This is a genomic window from Hydrogenophaga sp. GW456-12-10-14-TSB4 (assembly GCF_059424305.1).
Genome location: NZ_JBWKZH010000008.1, coordinates 68,025 through 86,670, shown reverse-complemented (window position 1 = coordinate 86,670; position 18,646 = coordinate 68,025). Strand labels below are relative to the sequence as shown.

Genomic DNA, 18,646 nt, shown 5'->3' with positions numbered 1-18,646 from the left:
AAGGTCCGATGGTGCGCTTTTTTCATTCAGCGGCGGCGGCTTGCAGCCGCTGTGCCCAGGCCTGCTCCCAACAGCATCGGTGATCGAACGTCGGCTCCAGGTGCCAGCGCACCGGCGCCGAGGCACGCAGGCGCGACACAAAGCCCGTCAACAGCCCAGGCGGCACGGTGCGGTCTTGGCCGCCCGCAAAGTGATGTTGGCGCACCCGCGACAGCGCGTCGGTCTCGTCGGCCGGGTTGAGCGAGCCGCTCAGCGGAGTCACACGGTGCCAGGCCGTCCAGGCGGCGGTATCCAGATTGCCGGCCACCGTGACCAGCAGGTCCACATCGTTGCGGCGTGCCGCCACCAGGGCGGCCACCGTGCCCCCGCCCGAATAGCCGACCAGCCGCAGGCGATGGGCGCTGAAGCGGCGCTTGAGCTGGTCGAGGGCCTGCGACGTGGCGTCCACCACGTCAAGGGCGAAGCGCTGCTGCGTCCAGTAGCGTTGCGGGCAGCCCGTCACGGCGGCACCCACGTACTGGCATGGCCGTCCCAGGTAGGCCACCGCATCACCGCCCTGCGCCATCGTCAGGCGCAGCGCCAGAGGATCGGAGGGGGTGGGGTCAACCGAAGCCTGGTCGGCGCTGATCCAGGCCAGGCCGTCGCCCTCGAGGTAGACCGTGAGTGGCCCGGTCGGTGCGGCGATGGCCGGGTGGTAAGCGGCCAAGCGGAACGCGCCGCCCTCCAGCCAGGTGCGTTGCCAGCCCTGTGAGGCCGCGAGGCGGTCGGCCGCTTCCAGGCGTTCAATCGGCGAGGGGATGCCCGCGCACCCGCCGAGCAACAGGGCCGCCAGTGCCCACCCTGCGGCGGCCCCGCGCGAACTCAGAAGGCCCAACGCAGTTTGACGGAGGCGGTCTGGTTGAGAAAGCGCTGGCGGAACTCGGCGTCGTAGCGCGCGGTGATCTCCAGGCCTTGTGCGGTCGTGTGCACCACGCCCAGCCCGGCGCGACCGATCCAAGGGTCCTGCTTCAGGCCGTAGGTCACAAACGCGGCGCCCGGCGCACCCGCAAAGGCGGCGGTGATGGCGGCCTGGCGGTTGAAGGCGTCGTAGCCCAGGCCGGTGTTGGCCACGAGCGTGGTGCGCTCGCCGAACCCATGGCTGAACTTCAGGTCACCGCCCAACACCAACATGTCGGTGCTGCGGCGGTCAACGTTGAGGCTGAGCGCGCCGGCCCCGGACTCGCGGTAGGCGGCATCACGGACCCAGGTGTAGTCCGCGCGCAGGCTCGGTGTCAGCGTGGAGCGGGTGCCCACCGTGTAGCTGCGGCCGATGCCGGCGCCCACATGGGCGCTGAGGCTGTCGTAGCGGGCGCTGGCCGTGGCGTTGGTCAGCGCGATGTGGCGCTGGCCCTTGTTGCGGTTCTGGCCCAGCGTGGCCTGCAGGCTCACGTCGGTGCGCTCGTCCAGGCTGTGGCTGCCGTAGGCGATGAGCTGGAACACATCGACGCTGTTGCGCTGCGGGGCCACCAGCGAGCGGCTGTCGGTGCTGCTGTTGGCGTAGGCGAAAGCCGCACCCATGCGGGTGTGGGCTGACACCGTGCCGTCTGCACCCAGTGCGAAGCCGGAGGTGCTGGCCTTGTAGCCCGAGACGCCTGCGGTGTCGTCCTGGCCGGCCCAGGAGCCGAAGGGTTTCATCCAGACCTTGCCGTCGCCCAGGAAGGTGTCGCCCGAGGACAGGCCGCGGTTGGTTTCGATGCGCGCCTGCACCACGCGGTTGATGCCGGAGAAAGCAGCGTTGGCCGCCACCATCGAGCCGCCGGTGAGCAACGGCAGTGTCTGGCTCACGGCATCGGAGACTTCTTGCTGCGTGGTGAGTGGAACGAAGGCGCTGGCCAGCTCGCTGCCGGGGTTGGCGGCGATGACGGCATCGATCACCCGCGCGGCGCCCAGACCGGGATCGTTGCGGGTGGACACCACGGCGTTGACGACATGGGTGGCGCCACCACCACCGTCACTGGGCGGCGCAGCCCGCAAGACGAGGTCCACCGAATTGCCGGCCTTGACGGCCCGGAAGTCGAACAGCAACGAGTTGTCGGTCACCGAGAAGCTGCCGTCGCTGTTGAGCGTGGTGGCGCTGAGCACGCCCGACAAGCCAGCCGCGGTGAAGTTGAAGTTCGGGTTGGTGACGTTGACGTCGATGCGCGCGTTGCTCGGCAGGTTGGCGGTGCCGTTGACCACCAGTTTGCCGTAGGTGGTGTCGTCGGTGACCGTGGTTCTCAGGATGCCGTTGGCGAGCTGCGTGTAATCGCCGTTGATGGTCGCGGTCAACGCGGGCGCGACCGAAACCGTGCCTTCGTTGGTGAAACCATTTTGAGTGGTAACAGCGTGACCCAGGGCGAACGCGCCGCCCGACGCGACGTTGAGGCGGCCCACCGAGAAGGTGTTTTCGCTCGTGAAGCGGCCGTTGACATTGACGACCGACAGCGCACCGCCGCTCACGGCACCGGAGACGCGCGCGGTGTTGCCGTCGAGGTTGAGGGTGCTGGCGGCATTGAGCTTGACTTTGCCCAACAAGGCGCCGCTGTTGTTGATGACGGTGCCCGCCGCCGCCGTGGCCTCGATCAGAATCGCATCGCCCAGCACACCCGGCTGGATCGTGCCGCTGTTGTTCAGCGTGGACAACAGCCCGCCCGATTCGGACTTGATCGCGCCACTCAGGGTGCCGGTGTTGTTGAAGGTGGTGATTCGGCTGCCGCTGCCGTTGACGAGCACGGCGGCGTCGTAACTGGCTTCGATGTGGCCGTCGTTGTTGAACGTCGAGATGGTCGATCCGGAGATCACCTGGACCGCCGGGCCGCCCTCTCCGAGGATGGTGCCCGTGGCGCGGTTGAGGACGGTGCCGACCGAGGTCGCGCTGTCGAGCCGAAGCCCGATGATGGAGCCCGGAACGACCCCGCCCGAACCGGTGCTGCCACCGAGCGTGCCGGCGTTGTCGATCAGGGTCGCCTGGCTTCCGTAGAACGCGAGTGCGTACTGTTGATGGGTGGCTGCTGCACCCGCGCTGGCGCCGTACTGCAACCGGGCGCCGTCGGCAATCACGATGGCGCCGAAGGCGCTGCCGGGCAGACCGCGAATGCCGAAGGTGTTGCCGAACGTCGAGTTCCACAACACATTGCCCGTGACGTACAGGCCGCCGGTGACGGTGCCCTGGTTGCTGATGGCCGCATCGGCGTGGGCAACGCCGGTGATGAGGCTGTCCACGATTTCGACGCAGGCCACGGTGCTCCCTGAGGCGACCGAGTAGGCCGAAGAAACCTGGTTGGCCGGGCAACTGGCCAGGGCGGCCGGAGAGAAGCCGCCCAGCAGGCTGCAGGCGGCGAGAGACAAGGCGGTGCGCGGAAAGCCGGCGCGGCGGCGTGCGTGGGTGGTGCGGGGCATGGCAGGTGCGTTGTGGTCTGAAGGGAAAACGACGCGAATTCTGCGCAGCCGCCTTGCCCGCAAGCTCACCCGAAACTCTCGTTTCCGAGAGCCTCCGTCCCCCCGTGGCCGTGCCCTTGTCAACCTGCGGCGGCGTTCTCCCTCGTGCGGCTGGGCAGACTGAACACGAAAACACAGCCCGAGGGGTGCGCACCGTGCACCGCAACGCCGCCGCCATGTGTGTGCGCAATGTCACGGACGATGGGCAGGCCCAGGCCGGAGCCCGGGTCGGCGGCGGCGCTGACGTAGCGCTCGAAGATGCGATCCCGGTCGGCCTCCGGCACACCGGGGCCCTGATCGGCCACCGCCACGTGGGCCTGGTCGGGCGTGACGCTCAGGCGCACCTCCACGCCGTGCGCCGCGCCCTGGCCATGCCGCTCGGCGTTGTGCACGAGGTTGTTCAACGCGATCCTGAGCAACGCGGGATCCGCGTCTACCCAGCAGGGCGACGTGGGCGCGAGCCGCAGCCAGCCGGCGTGCGGGTACTGCGCCACCAGTTCGCGCAGCAACCCACCCAGCTCCAGCCGTTCGCGCAGGGCCGGGTCGACCAGCCGGTCCTGCAACCGGTCCTGCCGGATCAGGTCGTTGGCCAGCTCGATCAACCGCTGACTGGCCTGGCGCATGTTGGCCAGGCGCTGCGCCACGTCGGCCGGGATCTGGTCCCGCAGGTAACGCAGCGAGTCGAGCGAAGCCTTGATCACCGCCGACGGCGTGCGGAACTCATGCGAGGCCATGCTCAAAAGCTGGCGCTGGCGGGTCTCGGCCTGCTGCACCTGCGTCAGCGCGGCCTGCAGTTCCTGCGTGCGGTCGGCCACGCGAGCCTCCAGCACCTGGTTCTGGTGCGACAGCTGGTCGTTGAGCGCATGCCGCTCGGCCTCGAGTTGCCGGTTGCGACGCCGCACCTGATCGATGAAACCCCACTGCAGCAGGATCAGGTTGCACAGGCCGGCCACCTGCCAGCCGTAGAGGGCAACGTAGCCATAGGAGAACCAGCCGAGATTGGCACCCAGGTTGTGCAACGACAACAGCGCGAGGATCAGCAACGGCAGACCGTAGCGGCGCACCAGCCGCTCACCGCGCAGCATCTGCTGCACGATCACGCCAGCCGCCACCAGCAGCAGCGGTGAACTCAACAAATGCATCAGCCCCGGCACCTGCAGCGAACCGAACAGCACGCCCAGCACCGTGGCAACGATCAGCAGCCAGCCCCAGGCAGCCAGGACACGGTGCACCCACCGCCGCAGGTCGAACAGGCGCGTGATCAGCAGCAACGGAAACGCCAGCGACAGGATCGCCAGCGCGCTGGTGAGCGTGTTGACCTGCGACAGGTCGCGCCAAGGCAGGTGGCGGTAGGCCAGACCGTCGACGCAGAACCAGACGCCGGTGGTGGCGCCGACGTAGGCGAGCCAGAGCAGGTAGACCGGCTTGCGCTGCGTGGCGAACTGACCCAGCGCGACCAGCACCAGCGTCAGGCCGATCGCCAGCGCGCCACCCAGCACCAGATGTTCGATGGCTGTGCGCGCGAGATAGCCCTCCAGCCGGTGGAGCGTGACCATGGCGACTTGCGTGCTGGTGGTGTCCAGCCGCAGCAGCACCGTGGCCGGCCCGTGCGGCGGGTGCAGGAAGAAAGCGGGTTTGAGCCCGCGCAGGGGCGTCTGGTCCGGTGGCACCTGATCGCCCGCGTTGCCCAGGGGCTGCAAGCGCCCGCCGTCGACGGCCAGCCAGGCCGTGACACGGTCGAGGAAGGCCGGGCCGACCTCCAGCACGGCGGGTTCGATGCCCAGGGCATTCAGGTCCACGGTCAACGCCAGCCACACCGGCGCTTGGCGGTAACCGCGCCCCAGGTGGCCCGGCACGGGCTGGAAATCGCCGGCCCGGTAGCCCGCCAGCGCCGCCTCGGGGGTGGCGTAGGCCGCACCGGGGGCGCTCGCCTGGAGCTGGCCCGCCAGCGAGAGCGTCTGCTGCCCCGGCGCCAGCGCCACCGCGGCCGGCGCGGCGGCCGACGCCAAGGGGGTGGCCCACCACAGACACACAAACAGGAGAAGGCAGCAAGTTCTTGTTAGCATCGCGGCCAATTTTCGTCGACTGCCTGCATGCAAAAAGATTCGTACACCGTGGCGCTGGTCGAGGACGAGGCCGTCCTGCGCCAGGAGATGGCCTTCCAGCTCGGTCACATGGGATTCGCCGTCGAGACGTTTGAGGCCGCGCCCGCGCTGTACCGCCACCTCGCCACACGCCCGCGCGCGATCGTGGTGCTGGACATCGGCCTGCCCGGCGAGGACGGCCTGTCGGTCTGCAGGTACCTGCGCGCCCACGACGCACAGCTCGGCATCGTGCTGCTCACCGCGCGCGGCCTGCGCGACGACCGGCTGCAGGGCCTGGCCGACGGGGCCGATGCCTACCTCGTCAAACCGGTGGACATGGACGAACTCGCGCTCGTGTTGCGACGCCTGGGCGCGCGCTTCGCCGCGCTCAAGGCCGCACCGGCGGTGCCCGCGGCGGCCACCGGCGGCTGGTCCACCGACGAACTCAGCGGCCATCTGATCGCGCCCAACGGCGCTCGCCTGCGCCTTTCGGTCAACGAAGGCCAGGTTCTCCGGCAGCTCATGGACAAGGCCGGCGCCGTGTGCCGCCCGATCGACCTGGCGCTGGCCATGGGGCTGCATCCCGATGAAATGGACCGCCACCGCCTCGAGGTCATCATCAGCCGCCTGCGCAGCAAGGTGGTGCGCGAATGCGGCCTGCACCTGCCGCTGCGCGCGGTGCGCAACCAGGGGTACTTGCTGGACACCGGTGCCGGCTGAGCTTGACGCCCCTCAAGCCATCGGCTTGCGCACTTCGTCGCCTTCTTCCGTGGCCGGCGGCGTCGCCGAGCGCGGGTCCAGCTGGGCCTGAAGAAACCCGCGCGCCAGATCGAGAAACGCCTGCGCCATGCGCTGCACCGGCTTGTCGCGCAGCACCAGCGCGCACACCTTGATGGGCACGCGCGGGCTGAAGCGGTGCACCGAGTAACCGGCGTGCGGCCGGTGGCGCGCGGTGAGTTCGTCCACGAAACCGATGCCCAGTCCCTGCTCCACCAGCGGCGCGGCCACGTTGGAGAAACGCGCTTCGATGCGCGGGCTGTAGCGCTCGCCAAAGCGCTCGAAGGCGGCGTCCAGCAACACGCCCAGCGGCGCGCCCGATGCGGGCCCGATGATGTCGCGGCCGTGCACGTCGAACGGGGTCAGCACCGGCATGTTCGCCAACGGATCGTCGGGCGGGCAGATGCACATCAGCTCCGACTCGATCAGCACCTCGCTCACCAGGCTCGGGCGCGCGGGCGGTCGCATGGCCACGCCGATGTCGGCGCTGCCGCTCTCCACGCTCTCGACCAGTTCGTCCATGCGCACAGTCTCCAGCGCGATGCGCACATCGGGATGCTCGTCCTGCAGCAGGCGCAGCACGCGCGGCACCAGCATCTGCGACAACTCGGCGGTGGACGCGATGCGCAACACGCCCGCGCGACCGGTGCGCAGGTCCCAGGCCTTGCGCTGGATCGCCTCGTGCAGGCGGAAGATCGGCTCGGCATCGGCCAGCAGCAATTGCGCGTCGGCGGTGGGCAGCAGGCGGTTGCTGACGCGGTCGAACAGGGCCACGCCGACCTTGGTTTCGGCAAGCTTGATGGCGTTGCTCACGGCGGGCTGCGACATGCCCAGTTCTTCGGCGGCGCCGGTGGTCGTGCGGTAGCGCATCACGGCGCGCAGCACCTCGAGCTGGCGCAAATTGATCAGGGTTCGGGTGGCTGGATTGGTCATGGTCTTGTCGGGGGGCGTCGCCCCAGCGTGGTGCAACGCGCTGGAAACGGGCGCACCGGTTTGGGGGTATTGGAGTCCAGCGTGGGGCAATGCGCCTATTTGGGGAAAACCCTGCACCAGATAACGCATATACCGTGCCCTTATAGTTGCGCCCCTTAACTGAATTGAAGGCGTCGCGACAGCGGACTTATTCTTGGGCCCACATCCTGCTCACTCCGGTGCAGGTTGATCAATGAAAGGGTCCTCACCGTGTCTTTCCTTCGTTTTCGCTCTGCCGTCGCACTGGCCGTTCTGGCCGCCAGCGCCGGCATCGTCCCCCTGACCGCAGCGGCCCAGGAATGCAAGCCCGTGGTCGCCGTGGCCCCCACCGAACTCGTGGAGCCGGGCAAGCTCACGTTCACCACCAACCCCACGCTGCCCCCCATGCAGTACGTCGACAGCACCGGCAAGCTGCTGGGCATGAACATCGACCTGGGCGAAGAGATCGCCAAGCGCCTGTGCCTGAAGATGAACTTCGTGCGCATGGACTTCCAGGCCCAGGCACCGGCCCTGCGCGGCGGCCGCTCCGACGGCATCCACACCGGCATGTTCTGGACCGAGGAACGCTCCAAGGCCATGTACCTCGTGCCCTACGGCCTGACCGGCCTGGACCTGGTGGCCGCACCGAACAAGAAGGTGGTGGTGGCCTCGGCCGAGGAGCTCAGCGGCCTCGCGGTGGGCGTGGAAGCCGACTCGTACATGGAGCGCTGGCTGCGCGACCGCCAGAAGGCCAACGAGGCCAAGGGCGCCAAGCCGCTGCGCATCCAGGCCTTCCCGACCACGGCCGATGCCATGGCCGCGCTGCGCGCGGGCCAGGTGGATCTGATCGCCCCGCCCGACTACACCGGCAAGGACTACGTGCGCCGCGGCCAGGCCAGCATGGTGCTCGCCAGCCAGGGTGGCACGCCCACCGCCATGGCCTTCCGCTCGCGCCCGCTGGCCGACGCCATCAGCGCGGTGCTCAACGGCATGGCCAAGGACGGCACCTACGACAAGCTGTTCGACAAGTACGGCGTGACCAAGCTGCCTGACCGCCCGTTCGCCATCCGCGGCCCCGGCCCCAACTGATTCACCGGCCCGCCCTGTAGCCCATCGACACGCGCATGGAACTCTTCAACTTCCCCGCTTTCGCGGACTATCTCACCAACCAGTTCCTGCTCTGGGGCGCCGGCGTCACGCTGGCCATGACCGTGGCGGCCGCCACCGGGGGCCTGCTGCTGGCCCTCGTGCTGGCGGGCATGCGCATGTCGAGCAACGTCGCGCTCGTGCAGATCGCGCGCTTCTACCTCTGGATCTTCCGCGGCACGCCGCTGCTGATCCAGCTGGTGATCATCTACTCGGGCATGCCCCAGCTGGGGCTGCGCCTGGGGGTGCTCGAATCGGCGCTGATCGCGCTGATCCTGAACGAGGCGGCCTACATGTCGGAGATCGTGCGCAGCGGCTTCATGGGCGTGGCCCAGGGCCAGCGCGAAGCCGCCGACTCGCTGGGCCTGCCCGGCTGGCTGGTGGTCTGGAAGGTCACGCTGCCGCAGGCCTTCCGCCTGATGATCCCACCGCTGGGCAACTCCATCAACGGCCTGCTCAAGGCGACCTCCATCACCTCGGTGATCTCGATGGAAGAGCTGATGCGGCGCAGCCAGATGGTGATGCAGGAGCACTTCCACGTGCTCGAGGTCTTCGGCGTGGCCGCCATCTACTACCTGATCATGACCACCGCCTGGGGCTTCGTGCAGGAGCGCCTGGAACGCCGCTTCGGGCAATCCACCGCACACGCCCGCTGAGCGGTTTCTCTGCCCTTTCCCCGACCACCATGACTTCTCTTCTTCTGGGCGGTGTCACCGTCGCCACGGTATTGCCTTTCCATCCCGACGGCGCCATCGACTGGGCCGGCTACGACCATCTGATCGGCTATTGCGCCGCACCGACCTCCACCACCGCCGTGTTCGTGAACGGCCACGCGGGGGAAAGCTCGGCCCTCACGGCACAGGAGCGCGGCGAGGTGATCCGATTCACCCGCAGCCGCCTGCGCCCGGGGCAGAAGCTGGTGGCCGGCCTGGTGACCAACGACACCGCCGCCGCCGCGCAGCAGGCCCGCGAAGCGCGCGCGGCCGGCGCCGACGTGCTCACGGTGTTCCCGCCACCGGCCTCGCCCGACCGCAGCGACGACGAGGTGCTCGCCCACGTCGAAACCATCGCCGCCGCGAGCGGGCTTCCCCTGGCGCTCTTCCAGTACCCCGTCGGCTCCGGCGCGTCGTACAGCACGCCCTTGCTGGCCCGGCTGGCCGCGCTGCCATCGGTGGTGGCCGTGAAGGAAGGCAGCGACACCATGGCCCTGTACGAAGACAACTGGCACGCGATCCGCCGGGCCAGCGCGGCGGTGGCGGTGCTGCCGTCAAACTTCGACTGGTTCCTTCCGCAACTGGCCGTGGGCGGCCACGGCCTGCTCTCGGGACTGGCCAGCCTGGTGCCGCAGCAGCTGCACGAGCTGTGGACGGCGTCCGAGCGCAACGACCTGGTCGCCATGCGCGCCGTGAGCGACCGGCTCTATCCGCTGGTGCGGGCCATCTACGCCCTGCCGCGCCCCCACATGTACGCCCGCATCAAGCTCGCGCTGTGGCAGCTCGGTGTCATCGCCTGCCCGCTCTCGCGCACCGTGCGCGAGCTGCCCGCCGACGACGCCATCCGCATCGCCGCCGCCCTGGCGCGCGCGGGCATTCCTTCCCTCTCGTCCGAAAAGGCCGTCTCATGAGCACCGATTCCACCCCCATGATCCGCCTGAACAACGTGCACAAGTGGTACGGCGACTACCACGCGCTCGACGGTGTCGAGCTCACGGTCAAGCGCGGCGAGCGCATGGTGATCTGCGGCCCCTCGGGCTCGGGCAAGTCCACCCTGATCCGCTGCATCAACCGGCTGGAAGACCACCAGCGCGGCCAGATTCACGTCAACGGCATCGAGCTCAACAACGAGTCGAAGAACGTGGTCGCGGTGCGCCGCGAAGTGGGCATGGTGTTCCAGCAGTTCAACCTCTTTCCGCACCTGACGGTGCTGGACAACCTGATGCTCGCGCCGATGTGGGTGCGCAAGATCAACCGCAAGGAAGCCGAGGCCCGCGCCATGCACTTCCTCTCGCGCGTGCGCATCCCCGACCAGGCCCACAAGTACCCGGGCCAGCTGTCGGGCGGGCAGCAGCAGCGCGTGGCGATCGCGCGCTCGCTGTGCATGCAGCCCCAGGTCATGCTGTTCGACGAGCCCACCTCGGCGCTCGATCCGGAAATGATCAACGAGGTGCTCGACGTGATGACCGAGCTGGCCTCGGAGGGCATGACCATGATCTGCGTGACCCACGAGATGGGCTTCGCCCGCAAGGTGGCGGACACGGTGGTGTTCATGGACAAGGGGCAAGTGATCGAAGTGGCACCGCCCTCGGCGTTCTTCACCCGCCCCGGGAGCGAGCGCACCCAGCTGTTCCTGAAACAGGTGATGACGCACTGAGCCCCAGCCCCGGAGACCACGACCCATGCAGACCGCTGACCTGTCCCACTACGCCCGCGACGGCTACGCCTTTCCCATCCGCGCCATCGATGCCGAGCGCGCGCTGTTCTACCGCCGCCGGCTCGAAGCCTCGCAGCAGGCCCTGGGCGGGCGCTTCGAGGGCCGCTTCACCCTCAAGCCGCACCTGCTGTTTCCCTGGCTGACCGAGCTGGCCACCGAGCCCATGGTGCTGGACCTGGCCGCCCGGGTGATCGGCGAGGACATGCTGCTCTGGTCCACCGAGTTCTTCATCAAGCAGCCCGGGGACGAGCGCTTCGTGTCCTGGCACGTGGACGACACCTACTGGAACATCGACCCGGTCGAGCAGGTGACGGTGTGGATCGCCCTGTCCGACATCGGCCCCGAGAACGGCCCGCTGCGCTACATCCCGGGCAGCCACCGCGAGGAACGCCTTCCCGTGGCCACCGACCAGAGCGCGGGCAACATGCTCATCAGCGGCCAGACGGCGCAAGGCGTGGACGAGGCGCGCGCGGTGAACGTGCTGCTGCGCGCAGGCGAGGTCGCGCTGCACGACGGGCGCACCCTGCACGCCTCGGGCAAGAACACCGGCGCGGACGCGCGCATCGGCATCGCCGCGCGCTTCGTGCCCACGCACGTGCGCTGCACGGCGACGCGCGAATCGGCGCTGCTGGTGCGCGGCACCGACCGCTTCCAGCACTTCGACCACGAGCCGCGGCCGGTGGCCGAACGCGACGCCGCCGCGCAAGAAGCCCACGCACGCGCAGTGGACCTGCGCATGAAGGCGATGTACAGCAGCCGGACCGACAAGCAGAAGGCCGCCTGACCGCGGTCAGTCCTGCTGCAGGGCCTCCACGCGGGCCAACCCCGCGTCGAGCAGCAGGTCGGTGTCGTTGGAGGCCAGCACGAAGCGCATGCCTTCGTCGCGGATGCAGCGGCGCAGCAGCGCGGCGTCCGCGATGCCGCCCAGGCCCGGCGTCTTGCCGTGCCGGCGGCACGCGGCCACCAGGTCGCGCCGCGCGGCCGCCATCACCGGGTGGTCGAGCTGGCCCGGCAGGCCGAGCTCCATCGAGAGGTCGTTGCAGCCCATCATCAGCACGTCGATGCCGGGCACGGCGGCGATGCCGTCCAGCTGGCGCAAGGCCTCGGGCGATTCGATCATGACGACAGACAGCACCTGGGGGTTCGCCTGCGCCATGGCCTCGTGCACCGGCACGCGCCGGTAGCCGAACTGCGGCTGCAGGCCGAAGAAGGAACGCCGGCCCAGCGGCGGGTACTTGCAGGCATCGGCCACCGCCCGCGCCTCGTCGGGCGTGTCGACGTGCGGCACCACGATGCCTTGCGCGCCGCCGTCCAGCAGCCGCGCGATGTCGGGCGAGCCCTTGCCCGCCACGCGCACCAGCGCCGGCAGGCCGGCGTGCAGGCCCGCCGCGGCGATGTCCACCGCCATCGCGCAACTCAGCGGGCCGTGCTCGAGGTCGATAAACAGGAAATGGAAGCCGCAGCGCCGCGCCAGGCCGACCGCGGCCACCGAGCGCAGCTGCTGGATGCCCAGACCGAGCGCGGCCTCGCCCGCCGCGAAGCGCTGCGCCACCGGGTTGTGCCGCACCTCACCAGCCCCCGGCTTCGCCCCGGCGCAGGAAGCGCCCGCGCCCGGGCGTGCCCAGCCATTGCGCCTCGTCCACGATCAGGTCGCCGCGCGAGAACACCTTGCGCACCTTGCCGTGCACATGGTGGCCCTCGAACAGGCTGTAGTCGCAGTGGCTGTGGTGCGTGTGGGCCGAAAGCACCTGCTCGGCATCGGGGTCGAACAGCACCAGGTCGGCGTCGCTGCCCACCGCGATCGTGCCCTTCTGCGGAAACAGGCCGAACAGCTTGGCCGGCGCGGTTGCGGTCAGTTCGACGAAGCGGTTGATCGAGATGCGGCCGGTGCGCACGCCGCCGTCGTAGATCACCGTCATGCGCGTCTCCAGCCCGGGCGCGCCGTTGGGAATCTTGGAGAAGTCGTCCTTGCCGTGCATCTTCTGGCGCACCTTGCCCATGTGGCCCTCCTTCATGCAGAACGGGCAATGGTCGGTGGAAACGAGCTGCAGGTCGTCGGTCTTGAGCGCGGTCCACAGCGCGTCCTGCGCTTCGCGCGAGCGCAGCGGCGGGCTCATGACGTACTTGGCGAGCGAGAAGTCGTCGCTGTCGTACACCGATTCGTCGAAGAACAGGTAGTGCGGGCAAGTTTCGGCGAACACCGGGATGCCGGCGTCGCGCGCCTCGATCACGTGCGCCAGCGCCTCCTTGGCCGAGAGGTGCACGAAGTACACCGGCGCCTGGGCGAGTTCGGCCAGCTTGATGCCCCGGTGCGTGGCCTCGCCTTCCAGGATCGAGGGCCGCGTGAGCGCGTGGTACTTGGGCGAAGTGTGGCCTTGCGCCAGGGCCTCGCGGATCAGCAGGTCGATCACGGTGCCGTTCTCGGCGTGCAGCGCGATCATGCCGCCGTGTTCGCCCACCATGCGCATGCTGCGGAAGATGGCGGCGTCGTCCACCATCACCGTGCCCGGGTAGGCCATGAACATCTTGAAGCTGCTCACGCCTTCGTGGCGGATCGCGTGGCGCATGTCGCCCAGCACCGCTTCATCAACGTGCGTGACGATCACGTGGAAACCGTAGTCAATGCTCGCGCCGATGGCCGCCTTCGATTGTGCGCGCGCGATCGCGTCCAGCGGGCTGGTGTCCCGGTTCTGGAACGCGAAGTCGATCACCGTGGTGGTGCCGCCGAAGGCCGCGGACTTCGTGCCCGACTCGAAGTCGTCGCAGGTGGTCGAATCGCCGAAGGTGTTTTCCAGGTGGGTGTGGCAGTCCACGCCGCCGGGGAAGACGATCAGGCCGGCGGCGTCGATCACGCGCACCTCGGGGCCCACGTGCAGTTGCCGGCCGACGGCGGCGATCTTGCCGTCCTCGATCAGCAGGTCGGCGTGGTAGTCGTCCACGGCCGTCACGATGCGGCCATGGCGGATCAGGGTGGTGGTGCTCATGGGTTTGTCACGCCGTGGGTTGCAGACCAGCGGCCTTCAGCGCGGTGCGCAGCATGTCCACTTCGGACGCCGGCAGCGGCCCCATGGGCGCGCGCATGCGGTCGTCGGGAATGCGGCCCAGCAGCTTCAGGCAGGTCTTGAGCCGGGCGGTCGCGTGGCCGCCCGGTGCGGTGCCGTAGACCGCCTTGGCCAACGGGTAGATGCGGTGGTTCCAGACGCGTGCGCCCGCCAGATCACCGGCCTGCATCGCGCGGTACAGGCCGACGATGAACTCGGGCACCACACAGGCCAGGCTCACCTGGCTGCCGGCCGTGCCCAGCGCAAAGCAGCTGAACAGGTGCTCGTCGCCCGAGGCCATCATGAGCACGTGGGGCGCGACGCGCTGCACGAGGCGCTGGTGCGCTTCGTAGGCCGAGGTCTCCCAGCTGCCTTCCTTGATGCCGATCACATTGGGCAGTTGGGCCAGGCGCTCCAGCACCGGCGGGGTGTAGGCCAGGGTGCCGGCCCGCACGCCGGCCTGGTAGAGGAACAGCGGCAGCGCGCTGGTCCCGGTGGCGATGCGGTGGTGCTGCACGGCCACCTCGGCGTCCTGCGACAGACCCCAGGAGAAGGGCGGGAAGATCAGCACCGCGTCCGCGCCCGCGGCTTCGGCGTCTTCCACGTGCCGCTGCGCCTCGTGGCTGTCTTCGGCGTTGATGCCGCCGATCAGCACCGTGTCCCTGGGGCACGCGGCGCGCGCGATCTCGACCACGCGGCGCTTCTGCCCGCGGTCGAGCATGAAGTTCTCGCCCGCGTGGCCGTTGATCAGCAGGCCGGTCATGCCGTCGGCACGGGCCACGCTGCTCAGGTGCTGTTCGAGCACGGGCTCGTCGATCGATCCGTCGGGCAACAACGGGCAGATGGTTGCGGCGTAGATGCCGCCAAAGCGTTGGGAAGTGGGAAGGGTCATGACGTGCGTGGTTCGGGAAGTCGTCATGGACCATAGCCCGAAGCACCACCCACGCCCTATCAGAAGAAGGGGGCGGACTATAAGCGCCCGCTATAGGGGAAAACCGCGCGCCCCAACAGCGTGCACGTATGCGATCCATTGATAGTTGATCGGCCAACTCTAATAGGCGCGAGCGGTCAAAAAACAGCGCCCCGACGCTATTCTGAAAACGCCCCGGACCCCCGTCTGCGGCCCGCGCAAGGCGGTCGCCTTGCTGCATTTTTGGAGTCGTCATGCTGTCCGGAATCCGCGTCATCAGCTTCAACCATTTTCATGCGGGCCCCATGGCCGCGCAGTTTCTCGCGGACCTGGGCGCGGACGTGATCGCCGTCGAACCCGTGGACGGTGCGTTCCACCGCAACTGGGGTGTGGCCAACCATTTCGTGGCCGGCCAGAGCGTGAACCTGCTGACCACCGGCCGCAACAAGCGCAGCCTGGCGCTGGACATGAAGTCCGCCGAAGGCAAGGCCATCGCGCGCCGCCTGCTGGAGGGCGCGGACGTGGTGATGGAGAACTTCCGCCCCGGCGCGATGGCGCGCATGGGCTTCGGCTACGAAGACATCAAGGCCTTCAACCCCGGCATCGTCTACGCCAGCGTCAGTGGCTACGGCGCCAGCGGCCCGGACCGCGACCTGCCTGGCCAGGACCTGCTGCTGCAGGCGCGCAGCGGCCTGGCCGCGCGCACCGGCCGCGCCGACGGCGCACCCACCCCGACCGGCCCGGTGATCGTCGACCAGCACGCGGCCACGCTGCTGGCCATGGGCATCCTCGCGGCCCTGCTCGGCCGCGCGAAGACCGGCCAGGGCCGGCTGGTCGAAGGCAGCCTGCTGCAGTCCGCCATCGACCTGCAGGCCGAGTCGCTCACCGCCTGGCTCAACGGCGCGCGCAGCGACACGCCGCGTGGCCGCCACGGCCTGGCGAGCTGGTGCAGCGCCGGCCCCTCGGGCATCCACGCCACGGCCGACGGGCACCTCGCCATTTCCATGGCATCCCCGGCCGACCTCGCCGTGGCACTCGACCTGCCCGCGCTCGCCGGCCTGCCCGCGTCCGCCAGCTTCGACCAGCGCGACGACCTCACGCGCACCGTGGCCGATCGCCTCGCGCAGAAGACCACCGCCGAATGGCTGCCGGCCCTGCAGAAGCAGGCGATCTGGCACATGCCGGTAAAGGACTACGACGCGCTGCGCGAGGACGCGCAGCTGGCCCACCTGGGCGCCTTCATCGACACGCCCGGCGCCGAAGGCGCACCGGTGACGCTGCTCGGTCACCCGCTGCGCTTCGACGGCCAGGCGCCGCCGGTGCGGCTGGTGCCGCAGCGGCTGGGCGCGCAGACGCGCGACATCCTCGCCGAAGTGGGCTACGACCCGCAGCAGATCGAACAGCTCGTGCAGTCCCGCGTGGTCGGCGCGACCGCCGCCTGAGGAGCGTCGCCATGCTGCAACTGAAGATGAAGGTGGTGAGCTTCTGCCACTACCTGCAGGGCCCAGCCTGCACGCAATACCTGGCCGACATGGGCGCGGACGTGGTGAAGATCGAGCCGCTGGACGGCGCGTTCGAGCGCCACTGGTCCGGCGGCAACTCCTGGGTCAACGGCGTGAGCGCGTTCCTGATGTCCGCCAACCGCAACACCGAAAGCCTGGCGGTGGACCTCAAGCAGCCCGAAGGCCGCGACCTGGTGCTGCGCCTGATCGACGAGGCCGACGTGGTGATCGAGAACTTCCGCCCCGGCGTGCTCGACCGCCTGGGCCTGGGGTTCGACCTGCTGCGCGAGCGCAAGCCCTCGCTGGTGCTGGCCTCGGCCAGCGGCCTGGGCCGCACCGGGCCGGCCGCCTCGCGCCCGGGGCAGGACCTGCTGATGCAGGCGCGCTCGGGCCTGATCGCGGCCACCGGGGGCGGCAGCCAGGGCCCGTCGGCCGTGGGCGCCGCCGTGGTGGACCAGCATGGCGGCGCACTGCTCGCCATGGGCATCCTCGGCGCCTATGTGCGGCGCCTGCAGACCGGCGAAGGCACGCTGGTCGAGAGCAGCCTGTTCACCGCCGGCATCGACCTGCAGACCGAGGCGCTGACCAAGTACTACGCCGTGAAGAACCGGCCCGATGTGTTCACGCGCGACCGCCACGTGGGCAGCTGGTACCACGACGCACCCTACGGCCTGTACCCGCTGGCCGAAGGCCATGTGGTGCTGTCGATGAACGACCCGGTGAAACTGGCCGCCGCGCTTGACAGCGACGCGCTGCGCGCCCTGCACGGCATCGACCGCTACGCCGAGCGCGACCGCTACGCCCAGGCGGTGGCCGCCGAGCTGCGCACGCGGCGCTTCGAGGACCTCTCGCCCGTGTTCGACGCCCACGCCATCTGGCACGAGCGCGTGCGCAACTACGACGACCTGCTGCAGGACCCGCAGGCCCGGCACAACGAAGCCTTCCGTGAGATCGAGGTGCCCGGCGGCGGCACGGCGCTGCTGGTGAACCACCCTCTGCGCTACGACGGCCAGCTCCCCGACTACCGCCGCATGCCCTTTCACGCCGGCCAGGACAGCGCCGCCATCCTGCGGCGCCTGGGCCTGAGCGAGGCCGAGTGCCGGGCGCTCGCCGACGCGCGGGTCATCGGCATGCCCACCCCCCAATCCTGAAACCCCTCACCACCGCGAACCTTCATGTTTGACTACAACGTTCCCTCCGACATCCAGCTGCTGCTGGACACCGTGCGCCGCTTCGTGACCCAGGAAGTGCAGCCGCTCGAAGCCGACACCGAGAAGCTGGGCCACGTGCCGCCCGAGGCCTTGCAGCGCGTGCGCCAGCAGGCGCAGGAGCTCGGTCTGTTCGCGATGAACATGCCCGAAGACACGGGCGGCGGCGGCCTGAGCCACGTCGCCATGTGCCTGGTGGAAGAAGAGCTGGGCAAGACCTCGGACGCCTTGATCCGCCGCATCTTCGGCCAGGTCTATCCCATGCTGCTGGCCTGCAAAGGCGCGCAGCGCGAGAAGTACCTGCTGCCCACGGTGAGCGGCGAGAAGATCTGCGCCATGGCCATCACCGAGCCCGGCGCCGGCTCCGACGCGGCCGCCATCAGCACCACCGCCACGCTCGACGGCGACCACTGGGTGCTCAACGGCCGCAAGCACTTCATCAGCGACGGCGACATCGCCGACTACGTGATCGTGATGGCCGTGCACGACAAGGACAAGCGCGCGCGCGGCGGCATCTCGCTGTTCCTGGTGGACAAGGGCACGCCCGGCTTCGAGGTGACCAGCGTGCAACCCATGATGGGCCACCGCGGCTACGGCCACGCCGAGCTGGTGTTCGAGAACTGCCGCATCCCGGCCGACGCGGTGATGGGCGAGGTGGGCGAAGGCTTCAAGCTGATCATGAACAGCGTCTCGGGCATCCGCCTGGCGCACATCGGCGCGCGCGCCGTCGGCATGGGCCAGCGCGTGCTGGAACTGATGCGCCACCACGCCAACGACCGCAAGCAGTTCGGCCAGCCCATCGGTGACTTCCAGATGGTGCAGCAGATGATCGCCGACTCGGCCACCGAGATCTTCGCCGCCCGCATGATGGTGCTCAACACCGCATGGGAGCTCGACCAGGGCATCGACTGCCGTGACAAGGTCTCCATGGTCAAGCTCTACGCCTCCGAGATGATCGGCCGCGTGGCCGATCGGGGCATCCAGGTGTTCGGCGGCATGGGCTTCACCAAGGAGCTGCCGATGGAGCGCATCTACCGCGACTGCCGCGTGACCCGCATCTACGACGGCACGTCGGAAATCCACCGCATGTTGATCGCGCGCAGCGTCATGAAACGCGGACTGCAGCTGTAAACCTCTCCTT

The 18,646-nt window shown here is 69.2% G+C and carries 16 protein-coding genes; 9 read left to right on the top strand and 7 right to left on the bottom strand.

What is annotated here, in order from left to right:
* Positions 1-22: 22 nt before the first annotated feature.
* From AC07ZS_RS06580 to AC07ZS_RS06570, 3 genes are all read right to left on the bottom strand, one after another.
* Positions 23-874 (bottom strand): alpha/beta hydrolase family protein, encoded by an 852-nt coding sequence (locus AC07ZS_RS06580; protein WP_494797781.1) that lies wholly within the window; start codon positions 872-874, stop codon positions 23-25.
* On the bottom strand, positions 862-3,417 hold the full coding sequence (locus AC07ZS_RS06575; RefSeq protein WP_494797780.1) for an autotransporter outer membrane beta-barrel domain-containing protein: 2,556 nt from the start codon (positions 3,415-3,417) through the stop codon (positions 862-864). The genes AC07ZS_RS06580 and AC07ZS_RS06575 overlap by 13 nt, the downstream gene beginning before the upstream one ends.
* Before the next feature lie 119 nt (positions 3,418-3,536).
* Positions 3,537-5,465: a sensor histidine kinase gene (locus AC07ZS_RS06570; RefSeq protein WP_494797779.1), complete on the bottom strand. Its 1,929-nt coding sequence runs from the start codon at positions 5,463-5,465 to the stop codon at positions 3,537-3,539.
* Between the two features lie 84 nt (positions 5,466-5,549).
* Here AC07ZS_RS06570 and AC07ZS_RS06565 point away from each other — a divergent pair, with 84 nt between their 5' ends.
* Positions 5,550-6,260, top strand: coding sequence for a response regulator transcription factor (locus AC07ZS_RS06565; RefSeq protein ID WP_494797778.1), 711 nt, complete (start codon positions 5,550-5,552; stop codon positions 6,258-6,260).
* Between the two features lie 12 nt (positions 6,261-6,272).
* On the opposite strand, the gene AC07ZS_RS06560 is transcribed toward AC07ZS_RS06565, so the two are convergent.
* Positions 6,273-7,250 (bottom strand): LysR family transcriptional regulator, encoded by a 978-nt coding sequence (locus AC07ZS_RS06560; protein WP_494797777.1) that lies wholly within the window; start codon positions 7,248-7,250, stop codon positions 6,273-6,275.
* A 249-nt stretch (positions 7,251-7,499) separates the two neighbouring features.
* On the opposite strand from AC07ZS_RS06560, the gene AC07ZS_RS06555 reads away from it, so the two are divergent.
* Genes AC07ZS_RS06555 through AC07ZS_RS06535 form a run of 5 tightly spaced genes read left to right on the top strand, consistent with a single transcriptional unit; the run spans position 7,500 to position 11,628 of the window.
* The gene (locus AC07ZS_RS06555; protein ID WP_494797776.1) at positions 7,500-8,357 is read left to right on the top strand and encodes an ABC transporter substrate-binding protein; all 858 of its coding nucleotides are present in this window, start codon (positions 7,500-7,502) and stop codon (positions 8,355-8,357) included.
* Positions 8,358-8,392: 35 nt separating this feature from the next.
* Positions 8,393-9,070 (top strand): amino acid ABC transporter permease, encoded by a 678-nt coding sequence (locus AC07ZS_RS06550; protein WP_494797775.1) that lies wholly within the window; start codon positions 8,393-8,395, stop codon positions 9,068-9,070.
* 29 nt (positions 9,071-9,099) lie between these two features.
* Entirely contained in the window at positions 9,100-10,038 is a 939-nt protein-coding gene (locus AC07ZS_RS06545) for a dihydrodipicolinate synthase family protein (RefSeq protein ID WP_494797774.1), read from the top strand.
* Positions 10,035-10,784 carry an amino acid ABC transporter ATP-binding protein gene (locus AC07ZS_RS06540; RefSeq protein ID WP_494797773.1) on the top strand — a complete coding sequence of 250 codons (750 nt, stop codon included), beginning with the start codon at positions 10,035-10,037 and terminating at the stop codon, positions 10,782-10,784. Before AC07ZS_RS06545 ends, AC07ZS_RS06540 begins: the two co-directional genes overlap by 4 nt.
* A 25-nt stretch (positions 10,785-10,809) precedes the next feature.
* A complete protein-coding gene (locus AC07ZS_RS06535; protein WP_494797772.1) occupies positions 10,810-11,628 on the top strand; it encodes a phytanoyl-CoA dioxygenase family protein in 819 nt (272 codons plus the stop codon).
* 6 nt (positions 11,629-11,634) lie between these two features.
* Here AC07ZS_RS06535 and AC07ZS_RS06530 read toward each other — a convergent pair whose 3' ends face one another.
* Genes AC07ZS_RS06530 through AC07ZS_RS06520 form a run of 3 tightly spaced genes read right to left on the bottom strand, consistent with a single transcriptional unit; the run spans position 11,635 to position 14,777 of the window.
* The gene (locus AC07ZS_RS06530; protein ID WP_494797771.1) at positions 11,635-12,411 is read right to left on the bottom strand and encodes an HpcH/HpaI aldolase family protein; all 777 of its coding nucleotides are present in this window, start codon (positions 12,409-12,411) and stop codon (positions 11,635-11,637) included.
* A gap of 1 nt (position 12,412) precedes the next feature.
* Positions 12,413-13,828, bottom strand: a complete 1,416-nt coding sequence (gene hydA, locus AC07ZS_RS06525; RefSeq protein WP_494797770.1) for a dihydropyrimidinase — start codon at positions 13,826-13,828, stop codon at positions 12,413-12,415.
* 7 nt (positions 13,829-13,835) lie between these two features.
* Entirely contained in the window at positions 13,836-14,777 is a 942-nt protein-coding gene (locus AC07ZS_RS06520) for a dihydrodipicolinate synthase family protein (protein WP_494797769.1), read from the bottom strand.
* A gap of 272 nt (positions 14,778-15,049) precedes the next feature.
* On the opposite strand from AC07ZS_RS06520, the gene AC07ZS_RS06515 reads away from it, so the two are divergent.
* The 3 genes from AC07ZS_RS06515 to AC07ZS_RS06505 are packed head-to-tail and all read left to right on the top strand — an operon-like array spanning position 15,050 to position 18,636.
* Complete coding sequence (locus AC07ZS_RS06515; RefSeq protein WP_494797768.1) at positions 15,050-16,237, top strand: CaiB/BaiF CoA transferase family protein; 1,188 nt, start codon at positions 15,050-15,052, stop codon at positions 16,235-16,237.
* Positions 16,238-16,248: 11 nt separating this feature from the next.
* Positions 16,249-17,448 carry a CaiB/BaiF CoA transferase family protein gene (locus AC07ZS_RS06510; protein ID WP_494797767.1) on the top strand — a complete coding sequence of 400 codons (1,200 nt, stop codon included), beginning with the start codon at positions 16,249-16,251 and terminating at the stop codon, positions 17,446-17,448.
* A 24-nt stretch (positions 17,449-17,472) separates the two neighbouring features.
* Positions 17,473-18,636 carry an acyl-CoA dehydrogenase family protein gene (locus AC07ZS_RS06505; RefSeq protein WP_494797766.1) on the top strand — a complete coding sequence of 388 codons (1,164 nt, stop codon included), beginning with the start codon at positions 17,473-17,475 and terminating at the stop codon, positions 18,634-18,636.
* Positions 18,637-18,646: the final 10 nt, after the last annotated feature.